At 69.9% G+C, this 20326-nt stretch carries 18 protein-coding genes and 1 tRNA gene (1 of these 19 cut by a window edge); 10 read left to right on the plus strand and 9 right to left on the minus strand.

Annotated features, from left to right (window positions below; genetic code table 11):
- Entirely contained in the window at positions 1 to 1788 is a 1788-nt protein-coding gene (gene gcl / locus JI746_RS17225) for a glyoxylate carboligase (protein ID WP_201691242.1), read from the minus strand.
- A 184-nt stretch (positions 1789 to 1972) separates the two neighbouring features.
- Here gcl and JI746_RS17230 point away from each other — a divergent pair, with 184 nt between their 5' ends.
- The 3 genes from JI746_RS17230 (at position 1973) to JI746_RS17240 (ending at position 4207) form a co-directional block, all read left to right on the plus strand.
- Positions 1973 to 2776, plus strand: a complete 804-nt coding sequence (locus JI746_RS17230; RefSeq protein ID WP_201691244.1) for a response regulator — start codon at positions 1973 to 1975, stop codon at positions 2774 to 2776.
- Between the two features lie 47 nt (positions 2777 to 2823).
- On the plus strand, positions 2824 to 3738 hold the full coding sequence (locus JI746_RS17235; RefSeq protein WP_201691246.1) for a LysR family transcriptional regulator: 915 nt from the start codon (positions 2824 to 2826) through the stop codon (positions 3736 to 3738).
- Between the two features lie 124 nt (positions 3739 to 3862).
- On the plus strand, positions 3863 to 4207 hold the full coding sequence (locus JI746_RS17240) for a DUF2917 domain-containing protein (RefSeq protein ID WP_201691248.1): 345 nt from the start codon (positions 3863 to 3865) through the stop codon (positions 4205 to 4207).
- 164 nt (positions 4208 to 4371) lie between these two features.
- Here JI746_RS17240 and JI746_RS17245 read toward each other — a convergent pair whose 3' ends face one another.
- Positions 4372 to 5322, minus strand: coding sequence for a 2-hydroxyacid dehydrogenase (locus JI746_RS17245; RefSeq protein WP_201691250.1), 951 nt, complete (start codon positions 5320 to 5322; stop codon positions 4372 to 4374).
- A gap of 65 nt (positions 5323 to 5387) precedes the next feature.
- Here JI746_RS17245 and JI746_RS17250 point away from each other — a divergent pair, with 65 nt between their 5' ends.
- The 4 genes from JI746_RS17250 to JI746_RS17265 all read left to right on the plus strand — a co-directional run bounded on the left by JI746_RS17250 (position 5388) and on the right by JI746_RS17265 (position 8227).
- The gene (locus JI746_RS17250; RefSeq protein WP_201691252.1) at positions 5388 to 6356 is read left to right on the plus strand and encodes a Bug family tripartite tricarboxylate transporter substrate binding protein; all 969 of its coding nucleotides are present in this window, start codon (positions 5388 to 5390) and stop codon (positions 6354 to 6356) included.
- Positions 6357 to 6394: 38 nt separating this feature from the next.
- A tRNA-Leu gene (locus tag JI746_RS17255) sits at positions 6395 to 6479 on the plus strand.
- Positions 6480 to 6552: 73 nt separating this feature from the next.
- Positions 6553 to 7455, plus strand: coding sequence for an alpha/beta fold hydrolase (locus JI746_RS17260; RefSeq protein WP_201691254.1), 903 nt, complete (start codon positions 6553 to 6555; stop codon positions 7453 to 7455).
- Between the two features lie 37 nt (positions 7456 to 7492).
- On the plus strand, positions 7493 to 8227 hold the full coding sequence (locus JI746_RS17265; RefSeq protein ID WP_201691256.1) for an ABC transporter substrate-binding protein: 735 nt from the start codon (positions 7493 to 7495) through the stop codon (positions 8225 to 8227).
- Between the two features lie 37 nt (positions 8228 to 8264).
- On the opposite strand, the gene JI746_RS28225 is transcribed toward JI746_RS17265, so the two are convergent.
- Positions 8265 to 9953, minus strand: coding sequence for a methyl-accepting chemotaxis protein (locus tag JI746_RS28225; RefSeq protein WP_201691257.1), 1689 nt, complete (start codon positions 9951 to 9953; stop codon positions 8265 to 8267).
- 215 nt (positions 9954 to 10168) lie between these two features.
- On the opposite strand from JI746_RS28225, the gene JI746_RS17275 reads away from it, so the two are divergent.
- The 3 genes from JI746_RS17275 to JI746_RS17285 all read left to right on the plus strand — a co-directional run bounded on the left by JI746_RS17275 (position 10169) and on the right by JI746_RS17285 (position 13046).
- Positions 10169 to 10594 carry a GlcG/HbpS family heme-binding protein gene (locus JI746_RS17275; protein ID WP_201691259.1) on the plus strand — a complete coding sequence of 142 codons (426 nt, stop codon included), beginning with the start codon at positions 10169 to 10171 and terminating at the stop codon, positions 10592 to 10594.
- Between the two features lie 68 nt (positions 10595 to 10662).
- Positions 10663 to 11961 carry a lytic murein transglycosylase gene (locus tag JI746_RS17280; protein WP_201691261.1) on the plus strand — a complete coding sequence of 433 codons (1299 nt, stop codon included), beginning with the start codon at positions 10663 to 10665 and terminating at the stop codon, positions 11959 to 11961.
- Between the two features lie 44 nt (positions 11962 to 12005).
- Positions 12006 to 13046 (plus strand): NUDIX domain-containing protein, encoded by a 1041-nt coding sequence (locus JI746_RS17285; RefSeq protein ID WP_330893022.1) that lies wholly within the window; start codon positions 12006 to 12008, stop codon positions 13044 to 13046.
- Between the two features lie 189 nt (positions 13047 to 13235).
- On the opposite strand, the gene garD is transcribed toward JI746_RS17285, so the two are convergent.
- The 6 genes from garD to kdgD all read right to left on the minus strand — a co-directional run.
- Complete coding sequence (gene garD, locus JI746_RS17290; protein ID WP_201691456.1) at positions 13236 to 14768, minus strand: galactarate dehydratase; 1533 nt, start codon at positions 14766 to 14768, stop codon at positions 13236 to 13238.
- Between the two features lie 23 nt (positions 14769 to 14791).
- Positions 14792 to 15763: a Bug family tripartite tricarboxylate transporter substrate binding protein gene (locus JI746_RS17295; protein WP_201691263.1), complete on the minus strand. Its 972-nt coding sequence runs from the start codon at positions 15761 to 15763 to the stop codon at positions 14792 to 14794.
- 38 nt (positions 15764 to 15801) lie between these two features.
- Positions 15802 to 17241 (minus strand): aldehyde dehydrogenase family protein, encoded by a 1440-nt coding sequence (locus JI746_RS17300; protein WP_201691264.1) that lies wholly within the window; start codon positions 17239 to 17241, stop codon positions 15802 to 15804.
- A 129-nt stretch (positions 17242 to 17370) separates the two neighbouring features.
- Positions 17371 to 18696: a glucarate dehydratase gene (gene gudD / locus JI746_RS17305; protein WP_408004109.1), complete on the minus strand. Its 1326-nt coding sequence runs from the start codon at positions 18694 to 18696 to the stop codon at positions 17371 to 17373.
- A gap of 7 nt (positions 18697 to 18703) precedes the next feature.
- A complete protein-coding gene (locus tag JI746_RS17310; protein WP_408004112.1) occupies positions 18704 to 19660 on the minus strand; it encodes a Bug family tripartite tricarboxylate transporter substrate binding protein in 957 nt (318 codons plus the stop codon).
- A 29-nt stretch (positions 19661 to 19689) separates the two neighbouring features.
- A protein-coding gene (gene kdgD / locus JI746_RS17315) for a 5-dehydro-4-deoxyglucarate dehydratase (RefSeq protein WP_201691266.1) crosses the window boundary here: on the minus strand, positions 19690 to 20326 show its 3' portion. 275 nt of this gene lie beyond the right edge of the window; 637 of the gene's 912 nt are visible here — the last part of the coding sequence; its start codon lies off the right edge, out of view; its stop codon occupies positions 19690 to 19692.

The raw sequence follows: 20326 nt of genomic DNA on the forward strand, positions 1-20326 counted from the left end.
TCAATCCAGGGCCACGGCCAGGGCTGTCGGCGCGTCGGCGCGCGAAGTCGCCAACTCCTCGAATTCCACGATCCGGTCGATCTCCGCGCCCATCGCGATGTTGGTCACGCGCTCCAGGATCACCTCGATCATCACGGGCACCTGGTGCTCCTTCATCCAGGCCTCCGCCTGCGCGATGGCCGGCGCCATCTCGTCGGGCCGGTGCACGCGGATCGCCTTGCAGCCCAGGCCTTCCACCACCTTCACATGGTCGACGCCATAGCTGCGCTCGGGCGCATCCTCGGGCAGGTTGATGTTGTCGAAGGCCAGTTGTACGCAGTAATCCATGTTGAAGCCGCGCTGCGCCTGGCGGATGAGGCCCAGGTAGGAGTTGTTCACCACCATGTGGATGTACGGCAGCTTGAACTGCGCGCCCACCGCCAGTTCCTCCAGCAGGAACTGGAAGTCGTAGTCGCCCGAGATGGCGACGATGCGCCGCGTCGGGTCGGCGGCGCGCACGCCCAGCGCCGCCGGTGCCGTCCACCCGAGCGGGCCGGCCTGGCCGCAGTTGATCCAGCGGCGCGGCCCGAAGACGTGGAGGAACTGCGCGGCGGCGATCTGCGACAGCCCGATGGTGCTGACGTAGGTGGTGTCCTCGCCGAACGCGCGGTTCATGCACTGGTACACGCGCTGCGGCTTCATCGGCACATCGTCGTAGTGCGTCTTGCGCAGCATCGTGCCCTTGCGCTGCAGGCACTCGGCGGCCCAGGCGCCGCGGTCCTTCAGGCGGCCGGCGGCCTTCATCTCGCGGGCCACCTCGATGAACAGGCGCAGGGCCGCGCCGGCATCGGAGACGATGCCGAAGTCCGGCGCGAACACGCGCCCGATCTGCGTCGGCTCGATGTCGACGTGGACGAACTTGCGCCCCTTCGTGTAGACCTCGACGGAGCCGGTGTGGCGGTTCGCCCAGCGGTTGCCGATGCCCAGCACGAAGTCGCTGGCGAGCATCGTGGCGTTGCCGTAGCGGTGGCTGGTCTGCAGGCCGCACATGCCGGCCATCAGCGGGTGGTCGTCGGGGATGCTGCCCCAGGCCATCAGCGTGGGGATCACGGGCACGCCGGTGAGCTCGGCGAATTCGACCAGCAGATCCGAAGCATCGGCGTTGATGATGCCGCCGCCGGCCACGATCAGCGGCCGCTCGGCTTCCTGCAGCAGCGCGATGGCCTTCTCCGCCTGCGCCCGCGTCGCCGCGGGCTTGTAGACGGGCAGCGGCGCGTAGGTGTCCGGGTCGAACTCGATCTCGGCCGTCTGCACGTCCACCGGCAGGTCGATCAGCACCGGCCCCGGCCGGCCGGACCGCATCAGGTGGAAGGCCTGCTGGAAGGCGCCCGGCACCTGCGCCGGCTCGAGCACGGTGGTTGCCCACTTGGTGACCGGCTTGGCGATGGACTCGATGTCGACGGCCTGGAAGTCCTCCTTGTGCAGGCGCGCGCGCGGCGCCTGGCCGGTGATGCACAGGATCGGGATCGAGTCCGCCTGCGCGGAATAGAGCCCGGTGATCATGTCGGTGCCGGCGGGCCCGGAGGTGCCGATGCACACCCCGATGTTGCCGGCCGCCGCGCGCGTGTAGCCCTCCGCCATGTGCGATGCGCCCTCCACGTGGCGCGCCAGGATGTGGCCGATCGTGCCCTGCTGCCGCAGCGCGGCATAGAAGGGATTGATCGCGGCACCGGGCACGCCGAAGGCCTGCGTGATCCCTTCCTTCTCGAGCACCCAGACGGCGGCCTGGGCGGCGGTCATTCTTGCCATGTCGTGTCTCCAGTGGTTGGCGTATGCGCCGCACTCTAGGCAGCGGCAGGGCCAGGCAGAAGACAAGCGCGAGCCATAAGTGATATTCGCCGGCGGAATGCGCGGCCCGCCCAGCGGCCCCGACAGCCGAGGCCGCCGTGCCAGGCCGCCCGGCTAAACTGCGCTCCAGCACCCCGGAACCGCCATGGAGAACAACGACATCTACGCGTTGACGCCGCTGGGCGAGGGCGAGTTGCGCAGCAGCGCGACGCGCCTGACCGCAGCCGAGATCGACGTGCTGGTCCGCCTGGACGGCATGCTGACCGTCGGCCAGATCCTGGCCAGCCTGGCGCCCGAGGCCCGGGCCGGCTTCGATGCGGTCTTCCGCAGCCTGCTGCAGCGCCGCCTCGTCACGCTGGTGGAGCTCGATCCCTTCACGCGGACCTGGAACGCACAGGTGGAGATGCTCACGCAGGCGGTGCGGCCGGCCCAGGCCGATGCCGGCCTGGCCGCGCTGCAGCGCAGTGGCTTCTACGTGCAGATCGCGCGCGAGCGCAGCAAGCAGCATCCGGCGCACCCGGGGCGTCCCCTGACGGCCGTCGTGGTGGAGGACGACGCGGCGCTGGGCATGTTCACGCGCACGCTGCTCAACCTCTCCGGCTTCGAGGTCCGCAACGCACACAACCGCGCCGAAGTGGTGGCGGAGATCCGCCGCCCGCCGGTGCCGGACCTGATCCTGCTCGACGTGATGCTGCCCGATGCCGACGGCTTCGACATCCTGCAGCGGGTGCGCCAGCATTCCGTGCTGAAGGACGTGCCGGTCATCATGCTCACCGGCAAGGCCACGCGCGAGGCCGTCCTCAAGGGCATCGCCGGCGGCGCCGACGGCTACATCACCAAGCCCTTCGAGCCCGAGTCGCTGCTGCGGGCCGTGCGCACCGTGCTCGGCCTGCCGGAGGAAGACCCCGGCGCCCCGCCCGGAACCTGGGGCGATCCCAGGCTGCGCTGACGCGACTGCTTGCCAGCGCGCTCATTCCGCGCTGGAATGCACGCCTGATGGATCGACTGCAGGCCATGGAGATGTTCGTGCGCGTCGTGGAGACGGGCAGTTTCTCGCGCGCCGCGCGCGAGTTCGCCACCACGCAGCCCACGGTGACCAAGCAGGTCGCCGCCACCGAGGCGCGGCTGAAGGTGCGCCTGCTCAATCGCAACACGCGCGGCGTGAGCCTGACCGAAGCGGGGGCGCTCTATTACGAGAAGTGCAAGACCATCGTGCGCGAAGCCGAGGAGGCCGAGAACATCGTGCGCATGCGCGAGTCGCCGGCCCAGGGGCTGCTGCGCGTGGGCAGCTCGGTCGCCTTCGGCCGCCGCGTCGTCGTGCCGCTCGCGATGGAGTTCATGCGGCTGCACCCGCAGCTGCAGGTGGACCTGAGCTTCGAGGACCGCTACACCGACCTCGTGGCGCAGGGCGTGGACGTCGCGCTGCGCCTGGGCAAGCTGGCCGATTCCTCGCTGGGCGCGCGCTTCCTCGGCACCAATCCGTGGCTGCTGGTCGCTTCGCCGCAGTACCTCAAGCGCTGCGGCACGCCGCGCCGGCCCGCGGAGTTGTCGGACCATCCCACGCTGACCTACATCAGCGTGCAGGGCAACGACGTCTGGCGGGTGCTGACGCCGCGCGGAGAGGCCGTGACGGTACGCCTGACCCCGCGGCTGCGCTCGAACAATCTCTCCGCGGTGCTGGCCGCCGCCCGTTCGGACATGGGGATCGCGGCCCTGCCGTGGTACGTGGCGGCCGACTCGCTCGCGGCCGGCGCGATCGTCGAAGTGCTCAAGGGCCACAGCGTGCCCGAGCAGGAAATCCACGCGGTCTATCCCTCACCGAAGCTGGTGCCGCAGAAGGTGCTGGCCTTCATCGGCTTCCTGCAGGGCCACTTCGAACCCGGCTGGTGGCAGCAGCTTCCCAGGAGCTGAGTTCGCCCGACGGCTGAGGAGGCAGCCCTTACCGGGAGCGGCGCTCTCCTCCGACGCGCGCTGCCGGACGGTCCCGGCGCACGCCGCCAACCCTGTGCGGCAGCATGGATCCAAGGAGCGAACAATGACGAAAGAGGACTCACTGCAGTTCGTGCAGGAACGACTGCGCCACAACCATTCTCCCTTGGCCCGTGAACTGCGGCTGCTGTCGCCCCCGCGCGTCAAGCGCCGCTTCGCCATCGAGATGGAGCAGGGCGAGGCGCGGCGCTTCGACCCGGTGGACGACACGGTGATGATCGGTTGCGCGAGCGGCAGCGTCTGGATCACGCACGACGGCGACCCGAAGGACATCATCCTCGGTGCGAACGAGAGCTACCACGCGGAGCGCGAAGATGCGATGCATGTGTTTGCGATGCAGCGCTGCGTGCTGGAGATCGAGTTCGAGGACGATGTGCTGGCGCGGCATTGAGGGCTGGCGCGGCACTGGATTCGTAGGCTGGTGGTGAGCCCCGAAGGGCGCGAACCCCAGCGCTTTGGCGCACCCGCAGCGCTTCGCGCATCGCTGGGGTTCGCGCGCTGGCGCGGCTCACCACCAGCCTACGACACGCCCTCGCGCGGCTCACCAGCCCCCGTTCAGGCCGCGCTCAAAAGCGCCTTGCCCGCGAAGAACGCATCCAGGTTGTCCACCACCCGCTGCGCCATCGCCTCGCGCGTCTGCACCGTGGCACTGGCGATATGCGGGACGACGACCACGTTGTCCAGCGTGTACAGCTCCGGCGGGACGTGCGGCTCGCGCTCGAACACGTCCAGCGCGGCGCCGCCGATGCGCTTTTCCTGCAGTGCCTGGACCAGCGCCTTCTCGTCGATCACGGTGCCGCGCGAGACGTTGACCAGGTAGCCCTTGGTCCCGAGCGCCTCGAGCACCGTCGCATCGATCAGGTGCCGCGTCTCGGCGCCGCCGGCCGTGATCACGACCAGGAAGTCGCACCAGCGTGCCAGCTCCAGCAATTGCGGCTCGTGCTGCCAAGCCACGCCCTCGACGGGGTGACGGCTGTGGTAGCGCACGTCCATGTCGAAGCCGCTGGCGCGCCGGGCGATCGTGCGTCCGATGCGGCCGAGGCCGACGATGCCAAGCTTCGCGCCGCTCACCTGCCGCCCCAGCGGGAAGGGCGTCGGCGGCTGCGCGCTCCAGCGGCCGGCGCGCACGAAGCGGTCGCCCTCCGGGATGCGCCGGCCGATCGCCAGCAGCAGGCCGAAGGCGAGGTCCGCCACGCAATCGTTCAACACGTCGGGCGTGTAGCCGACCGGGATGCCGCGCTGCGCGGCGGCGCCGAGATCGAGCTGGTCGAGGCCGACACCGAAGCTGGAGATCACGCGCAGTCGCGGCAGGGCGTTGATCAATGCTGCGGTGGCGCCGTGCGCGGCGGAGGTGACGAGGCCCTCATAGCCCGCCCCGTGCTCGCGCAGGAAGGCGTCGCGGTCCGGCCCGGGTGCGGGCAGGCGCTGCACGTCGTAGCGTTCGGCGAGACGGCGCTCCAGCGAGGGCAGCAGGGGAATGGCTTGCAGGAGGGCAGGTCGGTTCATCACCCGATTGTGGCGTGGCCCGGACCTGGGCTATGGTCGCGGCCACACCTCCAGGAGTCCGTGTCATGAGGAAGTTCGCCCTGGCGCTCGCCGGGTTCGCCCTGCTGTTCGCTTCGCCGCTGGCGTCCGCGCAGTCCTGGCCCAGCCGGCCGATCAAGCTCCTCGTGGGCTTCCCCGCCGGTGGTTCCACCGATCTGGCCGCAAGGCTGCTGGCCAGCCGGCTCTCGCAGGCGCTGGGGCAGTCCGTGGTGGTGGAGAACAAGGTCGGCGCCAGCGGCAACATCGCCTCCGAAACGGTGGCGCATGCGCCGGCCGACGGCTACACGCTGATGATGGCCGCGACCTCGATGGCGGCGGCGCCGGCCTTCTTCGACAAGCTGGCCTGGGATCCGGTCAAGGACTTCACGCCGGTGGCCCTGGTCGCCACCGTTCCGATCGTTCTCGTCGCCACGCCGCAGTTGAACGTGCATGACGTGGCCCAACTCGTGGCCTACAGCAAGGCGAATCCCGGCAAGGTGAACATGGCTTCACCCGGGCCGACGACGCTGGTGCGTCTGTCGGGCGAGCAGTTCAAGCAGACGGCGAAACTGGATTGGCTGACGGTGAACTACAAGGGCGGCGCGCCGGCGATGCAGGACCTGCTGGCCGGCACGGCGCAGGTGATGTTCGCGCAGATCTCCGACGTCGTCGGCCAGGTGAAGGCCGGCAAGCTGGTGCCGATCGCCGTCACCACGAAGACGCGTTCGGCCATCGTCCCCGACATCCCGACGCTCGCGGAATCGGGCTACCCCGGCTTCGGCTTCGCCACCTGGCAAGGCGTGGTGGGGCCGGCCGGCTTGCCGGCCGACGTGCTGGCGCGGCTCAATCGCGAGATCCGCCGCATCCTCGCCGAGCCCGAGACGAAGACGCAGTTCCTCGCCATCGGCACCGACGTCGCCACCGGCAGCCCGGAGGAATTCGGCGCGCTCATCGCCGAGGAAGTCGACAAGATCCGGCGCATCGCGAAGTCGGTCGGCGCCACCGCCGGCAACTAGGAGCCTGGAGAAATGCTCTACAATCGCGCCTCCTGAAAGCCCAGGTGGCGGAATTGGTAGACGCACTAGTTTCAGGTACTAGCGGGTAACTCCGTGGAGGTTCGAGTCCTCTCCTGGGCACCAACGAAAGCCGGCACGCGCCGGCTTTGTCGTTTCCGGCCGGGCTGTGCTCCAATGCGGCGCCAGGAGAAACCGCATGACCACCATCACCACCGACGACGGCGTCAAGCTGCACTGCGAGGACAGCGGCGCCGGCACGCCCATCGTCTTCGTGCACGAATTCGCCGGCGACAGCCGCAGCTGGGAGCCGCAGGTGCGGCACTTCTCGCGCCGCTGGCGCTGCATCACCTACAACGCCCGCGGCTATCCGCCTTCCGATGTGCCGCAGGACGTGGAGCGCTATTCGCAGGAGCGCGTCCGCGAAGACCTGCGCTGCGTGCTGGAAGGGCTGGACCTGCGGGGCGCGCACATCGTGGGCCTCTCGATGGGCGCCTTCGCCACGCTGCACTTCGGCATGCGCTACTGCGCGCAGGGCGCCCCGGCGCGCGCCCGCTCGCTCACGCTGGCCGGCTGCGGCACCGGCGCGCATCCCGCCGTCTACGCGCAGTTCCAGCAGGACGCGCGGGCGCTGGCCGACGGCATCGAGCGTCTCGGCATGGCGCACTTCGCCGCCACCTATGGCCATGGCCCTGCCCGCGTGCAGTTGCGCGAGAAGGATCCGCGCGGCTTCGCGGAATTCGCGCGCCAGCTCGCCGAGCACTCGGCGACGGGTTCGGCCAACACCATGCGCGGCTACCAGGCGCGCCGGCCGTGCCTGTACGAGCTGACCGAGGAGATGGGCCGCATCGACGTGCCGGTGCTGGTGATGACGGGCGACGAGGACGAGCCCTGCCTCGAGCCCTCGCTGCTGATCAAGCGCACCATCCCGCAGGCGGGGCTGGCGATGCTTCCGCGCAGCGGCCATGCGATCAACCTGGAGGAGCCGGCCCTGTTCAACCGCCTGCTGGAAGACTTCCTGGTGCAGGTGGAAACGGGCCGCTACGCCGCCCGCGATGCGGCCACGCGCCCCTCGATCTGGGGCCCCGGCGGCAAACCCTGAGCACGGCTACCATCGGCGCGATCCAGGAGCTTCCACCATGCCCGCTGCGAGCGACGTCGTCCGCGCCTTCACGCCCACCGGGCGGCTGCGCGCCTCCATCAACCTCGGCAACCCGGTGCTCGCCGGCCGCGACGCCGGCGGTGCCGCGAAGGGCGTCTCGGTGGACCTGGCGCGCCGCTTCGCCGGGCGGCTCGGTGTCGACATCGAGCTGGTGGTGTTCGACACCGCCGGCGCCTCGGTGGACGCCGTGACGCGCGACGAGGCCGACATCGGTTTCTTCGCCATCGATCCCAAGCGCGGCGAAGGCATCCACTTCACGCCGCCCTACGTGCTGATCGAGGGCTGCTACCTGGTGCGGCAGGATTCGCCGCTGCAGGCCAACGAGGAAGTCGATCGCCCCGGCACGCGCGTGGTGGTGGGCAAGGGCAGTGCCTACGACCTGCACCTGTCGCGCGAGCTGAAGCAGGCGCAGGTGGTGCACGCGCCGTCGTCCCAGGCGGTGTTGCAGCACTTCCTGGATGCGGGCGCCGAAGTGGCGGCCGGCGTGCGGCAGCAGCTGGAACAGGACGCGGCGCCGATCGGCGGCCTGCGCCTGCTGCCGGGCCGCTTCATGGTGATCCGGCAGGCGATGGGCTGTGCACGCAGCCGCGGCGAGGCGGCGGCGGCCGAACTCGCGCGCTTCGTCGAGGAGATGAAGGCCTCGGGCTTCGTCGCCGAGGCGCTGGCGCGGCACGGCATCCAGGGCGCGTCGGTGGCGCCGCCCGGCGCCTGAGCGGCGGACCGGCGTCCGCGCGCCGGGCGCCTCCGGCTCAGAATTCCTTCCAGCCCGCGCCGGCGTGCGAAGCGCTCGCGACGACCGGGGACGGCTCGAACTGCAGGGGCTCCGCCCGCGGGCGCACGCGGATCGGCGGCACCGCCGCGACGGCCTGGCGCGCGGGTTCCTCGCTGGCTGCAGAAACGCCTTGCTCGCCGAGCCGGAAGCGCGCGACCAGCTTCAGCAGCGTGCTGGCCTGCTCCTTCATCGCTTCCGTGGCGGCGGTGGATTCCTCCACCAGCGAGGCGTTCTGCTGCACCACCTGGTCCATCTGCGTGACGGCGGTGTTCACCTGCGCGATGCCGGAACTCTGTTCCTGCGAGGCCGCGGCGATGTCGGCGATCAGGTCGCTCACGCGCGAGGCTGCCGTGACGATCTCGTTCATCGTCTTGCCGGCCGTGTCCACCAGCCGGGTGCCCGCTTCCACCTTGGTGACCGAGTCGCCGATCAGCGACTTGATCTGCCGGGCGGCCTCGGCGCTGCGTTGCGCGAGCTGGCGCACCTCGCCGGCGACGACCGCGAAGCCGCGGCCCTGTTCGCCCGCCCGCGCCGCCTCGACGGCGGCGTTGAGCGCCAGGATGTTGGTCTGGAACGCGATGCCGTCGATCACGCCGATGATCTCGGCGATGCGCCGCGACGCGGCGGAGATGCCGTCCATGGTGCTGACCACCTCGCCCACCACGCTGCCGCCCTTGCGCGCGACGTCGGCGGCGCCGCGCGCAAGCTCGCTGGCCTGGCGCGCGTTCATCGCGTTCTGCGTGACCGAGGAGGTGAGTTCCTCCATCGAGCTGGCCGTTTCCTCCAGCGTGCTGGCCTGTTCCTCGGTGCGCTGCGACAGGTCGACGTTGCCGTGCGCGATCTGCGTGCTGGTGTCCGCCACCATCCGCGCGCCGCTCGACACTTCGCCCACCAGCTTGCGCAGGCCCTCGTTCATGGCATCGACGGCGCGCAGCAGTTGCGCCGATTCGTCGGTCCCCGCAGCGCGCAGCTTGACCGAGAGGTCGCCGTGGGCGATGCGGTTGGCCGCGTCGATGGCGGTGTGCAGGGGGCGCACGATGGTGCGGCTCATGCTTAGGGCCAGCAGCAAGGCGGCCGCCACGGCGCCGGCCACCAGCGAGCCGAGGATCAGCAGCGTGCGGCGGTAGGCGGCACCGGCGGCCTCGTAGCTCTCGCGCGCCAGGCGCTGTTCCAGCGCCACCAGCGTGTCCAGGTCCTGCACCACGGCCTGGAAGTCCGTGTCGCTGGTCTGCAGGGCCATGAGGCCGATCGAGATGTCCACCGTCCCGAGGTCGACGCCCTTGTCGACGCCGGCGCGGTACTTGGCCAGCAGCGGCTGCACCGCTTCCACCAGGCGGCGCTCCTCGGCGCCGAGGTCGCCGCTCGCCAGCTTCTGCAGCGAAGCGGACACTTCGTCCATGTTCCTGCGCAGGCCCGACGCGATGGTCTTGATCTTCGCGTCGTCGTAGTTCGCCATCCAGGTCATGAGGCGATAGACGCCGGAGTGCACCTGCCCCATGTCGCGCGCCGCATCGGCGGCGGTCTCGAAGCGCGCCATGCGCTGGGTCACGAGGGTTTCGAGCCCGTCGTTCTGCTGCTTGAGCATCAGGAAGCCGGTGACGCCGAGCGCCACCAGGAAAGCGATCGCCACGCCGGGCGCGACCAGGATCTTGTGCCAGATTTTCACGGGATCTCCCTCCGGCCGGGCGGCAGCGCGCGGCCGGATACAACGAGTTGAAATGTGACAGGAAGTTTCGGTGATTCTTGCCCGCGAACTGAACCATTCGCCCCGCGCTGGCGCCCGCTGGTCGTGATGGATCCACGGAGAGGCCGACCCCGAGGTCAGCGCGGAGGCTGGCCTGCAGCCAGAATGGCGTCGCACTTTTCACTCCACCGCTACGCATGACCCAGCTCACCCTGCAGATCGCCAACCAGATCATCGCCGCCGCCCTCGCGAAGTCGAAGGAGAGCGGCTACAAGCCCATGGGCGTCGCCGTGCTCGATGCCGCGGGCCACCTCAAGGCCTTCGCCAGCGAGGACGGCGCCAGCATGTTCCGCTTCGACATCGCCCGCGCCAAGGCCTGGGGCGCGGTCGGCATGGGGGTGGCCAGCGGCGTGCTGGCCCAGCGGGCCCGGGACAATCCGAACTTCTTCGTCGCGCTGGCCGCCACCGCCGAAGGCAGGTTCCTGCCCCAGCCGGGCGCCGTGGTGATCAAGGACCAGGACGGCACCGTGCTCGGCGCCGTCGGCGCCAGCGGGGGCACCGGCGAAGAGGACGAAGCCATCTGCGCGGCCGGCGTCGCGGCGGTGGGGCTCGTCGCCGGCTGAGCCACGGCGGCTGTTACCGGCCGCGGCAGTGACCCCACGGCCGGGAAGGGGCCTTCTATATTGGACCCATGGCAACGCGTCTTTCTTCCTGCATCGTCGCGGCCGCCCTGGCCGCCTTCGCATCGACCGGCGCTTTCGCGCAGAGCCTGCTCGAGCAGCCGCTCACGCCCGAGGCTTTCTCGGCCTGCGTGCAGAACCTCGCGGACCAGACCTCCACGGCGGGCCGTCCCCTCACGCGCACGGACTTCCTGCGCATCGCCGGCAACGGCAAGTACGACGACCGCGTGCGGCAGTCGATGCTCGTCGCGGCCGGCGAGCCGACCTTCTGGTGGGACGAACTGGCGGCCACCACCGACGAGGACCGGGTGCGCGAAGGCCGCGCGATCCTGGCGCGCGAGGGCGCCACGCTGAAGAAGATCGAAGCGCAGTTCGGCGTGCCGCGCGAGATCGTGCTCGGGATCTACGGCATCGAGACCAACTTCGGCCCCTCGCAGGGCAAGATCCCCGTGCTCGATGCAGCGCTCAGCTATGCCTGCCTGCGCCCCTGCCCGGCATCGGCGAGCGGCGGCGCGGGCTCCTGCATCGCGCGCGAGCGCGCCTATGCCGCGGTGCGCGTGCTGCGCGACAAGCGGGTGCGGGCCGAGAACTGGCAGGGCTCGTGGGCTGCGGCCTTCGGCCGCACGCAGTTCGTGCCGGACAGCTTCGAGCAGCTCGCCGTCGACTTCGACGGCGACGGCATCGCGGACATCATCAACTCCGAGGCGGATGCCTGGGCCACCACCGCCAACCACCTGAAGCAGCGCGGCGGCTGGAACATGAACGCCCCGGTGTACCTGGAGGTGGTGATCCCGAAGGAGCAGCAGGCCGAGTTCGCAGCCACCGGCAAGTCGATCCGCCTTCCCGATCGCGCCCGGCCGCTGTCGCAATGGATGGCGCAGGGCTGGCGCGTGCTGGGCCCGAAGGGCGAGCAGCTGACGCCGCAGCTGACGGGCGACCCCGAGATGTACCCCTTCCTGCCGGTCGGACTGCCGGGGCCGGCCTTCCTCGTCTCGCGCAACTTCGACACCATCCTGCGCTACAACCGCTCGGAGCGTTACGTGATGGAGGTCTCGCTGCTGGCCAGCAAGATCGGTGGCGGCGGCGACTTCGTGACCGCGTGGCCCACCGACGACCCCGGCCTCACGCGCGCGCAGGTGCGCGAGCTGCAGGCCTGGCTGCTGCAACGCGGGCACGCGCAGGTCTCGGCCGACGGCGTGATGGGCCGCAACACGCGCGATGCGATCGAGCAGGAGTTCGTTGCCCGGGGCCTGCCGCCGCAGCGGCGGGTGGGCCAGCGCACGATGCAGCTGTTGATGCAGCCCCAGTGACCGCGCCGCCCCCGCACGGGTAGCCCTGGCCGCAGAATGCCGGCGTGACGATCGAACCCCAGCCCCCATGGGCGGCCTGCATCGGCCGCTTCCAGCTGTTCCACGACGCGCAGCTTGCGCTGGTCCGCCAGGCGCTGGAGCTGGCGCCGCGCTGCGCGGTCCTGGTCGGCTCGGCCTTCCAGGCGCGCTCGCCGCGCAATCCCTTCACCTACCGGGAACGGGTGGAGACGATCCGGCTCGCGCTTTCGGACGACGAGCGCCGGCGCGTGGACTTCCTCGCGATCCGCGACACGTTCGACCAGAAGCGCTGGGTCGCGCAGGTGCAGGCCGCGATGGCGAAACTGACCGGGTCGGACCGCACGCGCGTGGTGCTGGTGGGCCACCGCAAGGACCCGACCGGCGAATACCTCCACGACTTTCCCGGTTGGCCGCTGCACGACATCGGCAGCAGGGGCGAGATCCACGGCAAGGCCTTGCGCGCCGCCCTGTTCAGCGGCGATTCGCTGGATGCCTCGCTCGCCGCCATCGCGGGCCAGGTGCCTGCGAGCACGCTCGCCTTCATCCGGTCCTGGGCGCAGTTGCCCTTCCTGGCCAAGCTGCGCGAGGAATGGGCCGAGCTCGCGCAGGAGCATGACAAGTGGGCCTGCGCGCCTTACCCGCCGGTGTTCGTCACGGTCGATGCCGTCGTGCGCATCGCCGACCAGGTGCTGTTGATCCGCCGCGGCCGGGCGCCGGGCAAGGGCCTGCTGGCGATGCCGGGCGGCTTCATCGAACAGCGCGAGACGGCGTACCAGTCGGCGGTGCGGGAACTGCAGGAGGAGACCGGCTTCGAGCTGTTTCCCCAGGAGATGGAGCACGCGCTGAAGGCGGTGCGCGTGTTCGACCACCCGGACCGCAGCCAGCGCGGCCGGGTGATCACGCACGCGTTCCACTTCGACTTCGGCCAGCGCATGCTGCCCGAGATCGCCGGCAGCGACGATGCGGCCGAAGCGCGCTGGGTGCCGATCGCGGAGCTGCCTTCGCTGGAGGAGCAGTTCCACGACGACCACTTCCACATCCTGGACGCGTTCCTGAGCATCACCTGACCGCGTCATTCGCGCCTCCGCGTCATTCGCGCCTCGGCGTCATTCCCGCGGAGGCGGGAATCCAGGGCTCCCGATGAAAAGAAAACGCCGCAGTGCGGCGCTTTTCTGGGCCCCCGCCTGCGCGGGGGTGACGGAATAGCGGGGTGACGGTATCAGCGGGTGTGACAGTGCCAGCGCGCTGACGGCTCGTCAAGTCACCGGCGCCGGATTGAACAGCACCAGCGCGTTGTGCAGTTTCCACCGCTCGGCCCACGTCTTCTTGCGGCCACTGGCCACGTCGAGCATCAGCCGGAACAGCTCCCAGCCCACTTCCTCGATCGTCGCCTTGCCTTCGGCGATGGTGCCCGCGTTCACGTCCATCAGGTCGTGCCAGCGGCGCGCCAGGTCGCTGCGCGTCGCCACCTTGATCACAGGCACTTCGGCCAGCCCGTACGGCGTGCCGCGGCCGGTGGTGAACACGTGCAGGTTCATGCCGGCGGCGAGCTGCAGCGTGCCGCAGATGAAGTCGCTGGCCGGCGTGGCCGTGTAGACCAGGCCCTTGCGGCCATTCAGCTTCTCGCCCGGCGCGACCACGCCCGCGATCGCCGACGACCCTGACTTCACGATCGAGCCCATCGCCTTCTCGACGATGTTGGACAGGCCGCCCTTCTTGTTGCCCGGCGTGGTGTTGGCGCTGCGGTCGACGCTGCCGCGCTTCAGGTACTCGTCGTACCAGCCCAGCTCGCGGATGATGTCCTGCGCCACCTCCGGCGTGGCAGCGCGCGAGGTGAGCTGCGCCACGCCGTCGCGCACCTCGGTGTTCTCGGAGAACATGATCGTCGCGCCGGCGCGCACCAGCAGGTCGGCGCAGAAGCCCACCGCCGGATTGGCCGTGACGCCGGAGAAGGCGTCGCTGCCGCCGCACTGCACGCCCACCACCAGCTCGCTGGCCGGCACCGTCTCGCGGCGGCGCCGGTCCAGGCGCTGCAGGTGGACCTCGGCCTGCTTCATGATCGATTCGACCATCGACATGAAGCCGACATGGCCCTCGTCCTGCAGGCACACCACGTCGAGGCCCTGCGGTTCGCCGCGCTGGTCGGCGATGGGGATCGTGCCGGGCGGCATCAGGCGCTCCGGCTGCAGCTTCTCGCAACCCAGGCTCACCACCATCACCTCGCCGCCGAAATTCGGGTTGAGGCTGATGTTGCGCAGCGTGCGGATCGGGATCACGGCATCCGGCGCGTCGATGGCCACGCCGCAGCCGTAGCTGTGTTCCAGCGCCACGACGCCGTCGACGTTCGGGTACTTCGGCAGCAGCTCGGCGCGGATGCGGTCCACGGCGAAGCGCGTCACGCCCGCCACGCATTGCACGCTCTGCGTGATGGCCAGCAGGTTGCGCGTGCCCACCGTGCCGTCGGCGTTGCGGTAACCCTCGAAGGTGTAGCCCGCCAGCGGCTCCACCGCGCGCGGCCGCACGGTGGCGATCGGCAGGTCTTCCAGGCTGCGCGCCTCGGGCATGCGCAGCAGGCGCTCGTGCACCCAGCTGCCGGCCGGGATGTCCTTCTCGGCGTAGCCGATCGTCACGTCGTAGCGGCGCACCGCCGTGCCCGCGGGCAGGTCGACCAGCGCCACCTTGTGGCCCTGCGGCACCTTTTCGCGCAGCGTCAGGCCGCTGGGGAACACGGTGCCGGCGGGCAGGCCGCCGTCATTCGCCACGATGCCGACGTTGTCGGCCTCGTGCATGGTGATGTAGAGAGCGTGGTTCACTATTCCGCGCGGATGTTGGCCGCGTTCACGACTTCGGCCCAGCGCTTGCGCTCCTGGGCGAAGAACTGGTCCTGCTCGGAAGGCGTCATGGTGACGACTTCGGCGCCCTGGCCGGCCAGGCGGCCCCGTACTTCGGGATTCCGGATCGCGCGCACAAGTTCCGCGTTGAGCTTCTGCACGACGGCTTCCGGCGTGCCCTTCGGCACCAGCACGCCTTGCCAGGTGCCGGATTCGAAGCCCGGCACGCCCTGTTCGGCCACCGTCGGCACCTCGCCGATCAGGGGCATGCGCGTGCGCTTGGAAACGGCCAGCAGCTTGAGCTTGCCCGATTGCACGTGCGGGTAGGTGGCCAGCATGCCGTTCATCATGACCTGCGTCTGCCCGCCCACCGTGTCCTGGATCGCCTGGCTGCCGCCCTTGTAGGGCACGTACTGCCAGCGCGCGTCGACGGCGCGCTGCAGCGCCACGCCGGCCAGGTGCGGCGCGCCGCCCGTGCCGCTGATGGCGAAGTTCAGGTCCTTCTGCTTCGACAGCGCGACCAGTTCCTTCAGGTTGTTGGCGGGCACCGAGGGGTGCACCACCAGCAGGTGCGGCGAGTAGGCCAGCATGCTGACGCCGCGCAGTTCCTTCGACGGGTCGAAGGGCAGCTTCGGATACACGGAAGGCGAGATCGCCAGCGCGCCGACGTCGCACAGCAGCAGCGTGTAGCCGTCCGGCGGCGCCTTGGCGACGAAGTCGGCACCGAGGTTGCCGTTGGCGCCCGGCTTGTTCTCGACGATCACGGACTGCTTCAGCGCGTCCGCCAGCAGGTTGCCGATGGCGCGGGCGATGATGTCCGAGGAGCCCCCCGGCGGATACGGCACGATGATGCGCAGCGGCTTCGCGGGCCAGCCGTCCTTCTGCGCGAAGGCTGCCGGGGCCGCGAAGGCCGCGGCGGTGGAGAGCAGGGCGTGGCGCCGGTTCATCTTCATGCGTCGTCTCCTTGGGGGTGGGGTCGGGTCTTGCCGAATCAGGCTTGCGTGTAGGCCGTCTTCACGGTCGTATAGAACTCCGCGGCGTAGCTGCCCTGCTCGCGCGGGCCGAAGCTCGAGCCCTTGCGGCCGCCGAAGGGCACGTGGTAGTCCACGCCCGCCGTCGGCAGGTTCACCATCACCATGCCGGCCTGCACGTGGCGCTTGAAGTGCGTGGCGTGCTTCAGGGACGTGGTCGCGATGCCGGCGGACAGGCCGAAGTCGGTGTCGTTGGCCAGCGCCAGCGCTTCCTCGTAGTCCTTCACGCGGACCACGCTCACCACCGGGCCGAAGATCTCTTCCCGGTTGATGCGCATCTGCGCCGTGGTCTCGGTGAACAGGGCGGGACGCAGGTACCAGCCGGGTGCGCCGTCGGGGTTCTTCTCGATTGCTTCGCCGCCGGCGACGAGCTTCGCGCCTTCGGAGCGGCCGATGGCGATGTACTCGAGGTCCTGGGCCAGTTGCTTTTCGTCGACCACGGGACCGATGTCGGTGCCCTTCCTGCGCGCGTCGTCGACGACCAGCGTCTTCATCTTCTCGGCCATCGCGGCGACGAAGCGGTCGTGGATGCCTTCGGTGACGATCAGGCGCGAAGAGGCCGTGCAGCGCTGGCCGGTGGAGAAGAAGCCGCTGTTGGCGGCGGCGCTCACGGCGACGGCGAGGTCGGCGTCGTCCAGCACCACCATCGGGTTCTTGCCGCCCATCTCGAGCTGGAACTTGGCCATGCGGGCAACGCAGGCCTGCGCGATGCGCTGGCCCGTCGCCACCGAACCGGTGAAGCTGATCGCGTGGACGCGCTTGTCTTCCAGCAGCACCTGGCCCACCTCGGAGCCGCGGCCCATCACCAGGTTGAACACGCCGGCGGGCAGGCCGGCGCGGTGCAGGATGTCGGCGATGGCCCAGGCGCTGCCCGGCACCAGGTCCGCCGGCTTGAGCACCACCGTGTTGCCGTAGGCGAGGGCGGGGGCGATCTTCCAGGCGGGGATGGCGATCGGGAAGTTCCAGGGCGTGATCAGGCCGACCACGCCGACCGGCTCGCGCGTGACTTCCACGCCGACGCCGGGGCGCACGGATCCGAGCACGTCGCCGCGGATGCGCAGCGCCTCGCCGGCGAAGAACTTGAAGATGTTGCCGGCGCGGACGACCTCGCCGATGGCTTCCGGCAGGGTCTTGCCTTCCTCGCGTGCGAGCAGGTCGCCGAGCTCGTTTCGGCGCGCCAGGATCTCGGCGCCGGCGGCGTCGAGGATGTCGAAGCGCTGCTGCGGCGTGGACAAGGCCCAGGCGTGCTGCGCCTGGGTCGCCGCGCCGATGGCGGCACGTGCCTGTTCGGCGTCCGCCTGCGCGTATTCGCCGACGACGTCACGCGTGTCGGAGGGATTGATGTTGCGCGAGACGCGGGCGCCGGCGACCCACTCGCCGTTGATCAGGTTGTTGAACATGATGTTTCTGTCTTTCTCCCTCCCCTCTGGGGGAGGGCTGGGGTGGGGGCGCTCCGGGGCGCGAACAACTACCGCGGGGCATCGGGCGCCCCCACCCCGACCCTCCCCCGGAGGGGGAGGGAGGAAAAATCAACGCACCAGCGCCGGCCGCTTCGGATCGAACTTCCACCCCGGCACCAGGAACTGCATCGCGGTCGCGTCGTCGCGGGCGCCCAGGCCGTGCTGCCGGTACAGCGCGTTGGCCTTCTCCAGCGCGCCTTCGTCGATCTCTATGCCCAGCCCGGGCTTCTTCGGCACGTCGACGTAACCGCCGCGGATCTGCAGCGGCTCCTTCGTCAGGCGCTGGCCGTCCTGCCAGATCCAGTGCGTGTCGATGGCCGTCACCTTGCCCGGCGCCGCGGCGCCGACATGCGTGAACATCGCCAGCGAAATGTCGAAGTGGTTGTTCGAATGCGAGCCCCAGGTCAGGCCCCAGTCGCGGCAGGTCTGCGCCACCCGCACCGATCCGGCCATGGTCCAGAAGTGCGGGTCCGCCAGCGGGATGTCGACCGACTGCAGCGACAGCGAATGCGCCAGCTGGCGCCAATCCGTCGCCACCATGTTGGTCGCGGTCGGCAGGCCCGTGGCGCGCCGGAACTCCGCCATCACCTCGCGCCCGGAGAAGCCTTCCTCGGCGCCGCAGGGATCTTCGGCGTAGGCGACGATGCCGCGCATCTTCTCGCCCAGCCGGATCGCGTCCTTCAGCAGCCAGCCGCCGTTGGGATCCAGCGTCACGCGCGCCTGCGGGAAGCGCTCGTGCAGCGCCGCCACGGCCTCGACTTCCGCATCGCCGGCCAGCACGCCGCCCTTGAGCTTGAAGTCCTGGAACCCATAGCGCTGCTGCGCCGCCTCGGCCAGGCGCACTACCGCCTGGGGCGTCAGCGCCTCCTCGTGGCGCAGGCGCAGCCAGTCGTCCTGCGCTTCCGGCTCGCCGGCATAAGGCAGGTCGGTCTTGCGGCGATCGCCGACGTAGAACAGGTAGCCGAGCATCTGCACCGATGCGCGCTGCTGGCCTTCGCCGAGGAGCGCCGCGACCGGCACGCCCAGGTGCTGGCCCTGCAGGTCCAGCAGCGCGGCTTCGACGGCCGTCACCGCGTGGATGGTCGTGCGCAGGTCGAAGGTCTGGTTGCCGCGGCCGCCGGCGTCGCGGTCCGCGAACTTCGCGCGCATCGCGTTCAGGATCGCCTGCAGGTTGCCGATGGCCTGGCCCTCCACCAGCGGGCGCGCGTCTTCCAGCGTCTGCCGGATCTTCTCGCCGCCCGGCACTTCACCCAGGCCGGTGTGGCCGGCGTTGTCGGTGACGAGAACGATGTTGCGCGTGAAAAAGGGCGCGTGTGCGCCCGAGAGGTTCAGCAGCATGCCGTCCCGGCCGGCGACCGGGACGACGCGCATGCTCTTGACGACAGGCGTGCTCATGCTGCGATCAGTCTGCAGTGATCTTGCGGGTCTCGATCAGCTGCTTCCACTTGGCGTATTCGGCCGCCTGGAATTTCGCGAACTGCTCCGGCGTGTTGGCCACGATCTCGAAACCCTGGGCCAGCAGCTTTTCCTTCACGGCCGGTTCGTTGAGCGATTCGGCGATGGCCTTCTGCAGCTTCGCCCGGACGTCCGCGGGGATGCCCTTGGGCGCCGCCACGGCCTGCCACGATTGCACCTCGGCGCCCTTGATGCCCTGTTCCTGCAGCGTGGCCAGTTCCGGCAGCAGCGGCGAGCGCTTCTCGGAGGAGATCGCCAGCGCGCGCACCTTGCCGGCCTTGATGTGCTGGATGATGCTGTTGATGTTCACGAAGGCCGCATCGACCTGTCCGCCCAGCAGGTCGTTGATGGCCGGACCGCCCCCCTTGTACGGGATGTGCAGTCCTTCGGTGCCGGTCTGTTGCCAGAGCAGTTCGGCCGAGAGGTGGTCGGACGAGCCGTTGCCCGAAGAGGCGAAGCTCACCTTGCCCGGGGTCTTCTTCAGGCCGGCCAGCAGGTCGGCGACGGTCTTGTACGGCGAGGCCGCGGGCACCACCAGCACGTTGGGCGCCTGCACGACGACGGTGACCGGATCGAAGTCCTTCAGCGCGTCGTACTGCACGCCCTTGATCAGGTGCGGCGCGATCACGAACGGGCCGAGCGAGGACACGAACAGCGTGTAGCCGTCCGGAGCGGCGCGCTTGACGAAGGCCGCGCCGATGGTGCCGGTGGCCCCCGGCTTGTTGTCGATGATCCAGGTGCCGCCGAGCTTTTCGGGCAGCTTCTGCGCCAGGATGCGGGCGATCGCGTCGGTCGATCCGCCCGGCGGGAAGGGCACGACCATCGTCACGGTCTTCTCGGGCCAGGCGGCGAACGCGCTCACGGCGGCGGCAGCCAGCGCCAGGCCCATCAGGGTCTTCTTGATCATGGAGTCTCCTTGAAAAACGTTGTCTCTCATTGCGGGCCGAGCTTGCGGATCAGCGCGGCCAGTTCCTCGGCTTCCTGCGGCTTGAGGTCCGACAGCGGCGGGCGCACCCGGCCGGCGCTCTTGCCGACGATGGTGGCACCGGCCTTCACGATCGACACGGCATAGCCTTCGCCTTTGGCGCGGATCGCGAGGTAGGGCAGGAAGAATTCATCGATCAGGCGGCCGGTGGTGGCCGTGTCGCCGGCCCAGTAGGCGTTGTAGAACTCCATCGCGGTGCGCGGGATGAAGTTGAAGATCGCCGAGGAATACGTCGGCACGCCGAGCGCCTTGTACGCATGGGCGTAGACCTCGTGGGTGGGCATGCCGCCGATCATGGCGAAGCGATCGCCCAGCTTCTGGCGGATGGAGACCATGCGCTCGATGTCGCCGGTACCGTCCTTGAAGCCGATCAGGTTGGGGCAGCGCTCGGCCAGCTTCAGCAGCGATTCGGCGGTGAGCTTGGTGGCGCCGCGGTTGTACACGACCACGCCGATCTTCACGCTCCTGCAGACGGCCTCGACGTGCGCGACCAGGCCGTCCTGCGTCGCTTCGGTCAGGTAGTGCGGCAGCAGCAGCACGCCTTGCGCGCCATTGCGCTCGGCTTCCTGCGCGTACCGGATGGCC

It is taken from the genome of Ramlibacter alkalitolerans (genome assembly GCF_016722765.1).
In the GTDB taxonomy this organism is placed as follows: domain Bacteria; phylum Pseudomonadota; class Gammaproteobacteria; order Burkholderiales; family Burkholderiaceae_C; genus Ramlibacter; species Ramlibacter alkalitolerans.

Bases quoted from the DNA above. Each gene is read 5' to 3' on its own strand.
- JI746_RS17265 (WP_201691256.1), top strand. From the start codon at position 7,493: ATGCCCGCTGCGAGCGACGTCGTCCGCGCCTTCACGCCCACCGGGCGG.
- JI746_RS17250 (WP_201691252.1), top strand. From the start codon at position 5,388: ATGAGGAAGTTCGCCCTGGCGCTCGCCGGGTTCGCCCTGCTGTTCGCT.
- JI746_RS17300 (WP_201691264.1), bottom strand. From the start codon at position 17,241: ATGTTCAACAACCTGATCAACGGCGAGTGGGTCGCCGGCGCCCGCGTC.
- JI746_RS17260 (WP_201691254.1), top strand. From the start codon at position 6,553: ATGACCACCATCACCACCGACGACGGCGTCAAGCTGCACTGCGAGGAC.
- JI746_RS17240 (WP_201691248.1), top strand. From the start codon at position 3,863: ATGACGAAAGAGGACTCACTGCAGTTCGTGCAGGAACGACTGCGCCAC.
- gcl (WP_201691242.1), bottom strand. From the start codon at position 1,788: ATGGCAAGAATGACCGCCGCCCAGGCCGCCGTCTGGGTGCTCGAGAAG.
- garD (WP_201691456.1), bottom strand. From the start codon at position 14,768: ATGCACGAGGCCGACAACGTCGGCATCGTGGCGAATGACGGCGGCCTG.
- JI746_RS17235 (WP_201691246.1), top strand. From the start codon at position 2,824: ATGGATCGACTGCAGGCCATGGAGATGTTCGTGCGCGTCGTGGAGACG.
- gudD (WP_408004109.1), bottom strand. From the start codon at position 18,696: ATGAGCACGCCTGTCGTCAAGAGCATGCGCGTCGTCCCGGTCGCCGGC.
- JI746_RS17280 (WP_201691261.1), top strand. From the start codon at position 10,663: ATGGCAACGCGTCTTTCTTCCTGCATCGTCGCGGCCGCCCTGGCCGCC.
- JI746_RS17295 (WP_201691263.1), bottom strand. From the start codon at position 15,763: ATGAAGATGAACCGGCGCCACGCCCTGCTCTCCACCGCCGCGGCCTTC.
- JI746_RS17230 (WP_201691244.1), top strand. From the start codon at position 1,973: ATGGAGAACAACGACATCTACGCGTTGACGCCGCTGGGCGAGGGCGAG.
- JI746_RS17275 (WP_201691259.1), top strand. From the start codon at position 10,169: ATGACCCAGCTCACCCTGCAGATCGCCAACCAGATCATCGCCGCCGCC.
- JI746_RS17245 (WP_201691250.1), bottom strand. From the start codon at position 5,322: ATGAACCGACCTGCCCTCCTGCAAGCCATTCCCCTGCTGCCCTCGCTG.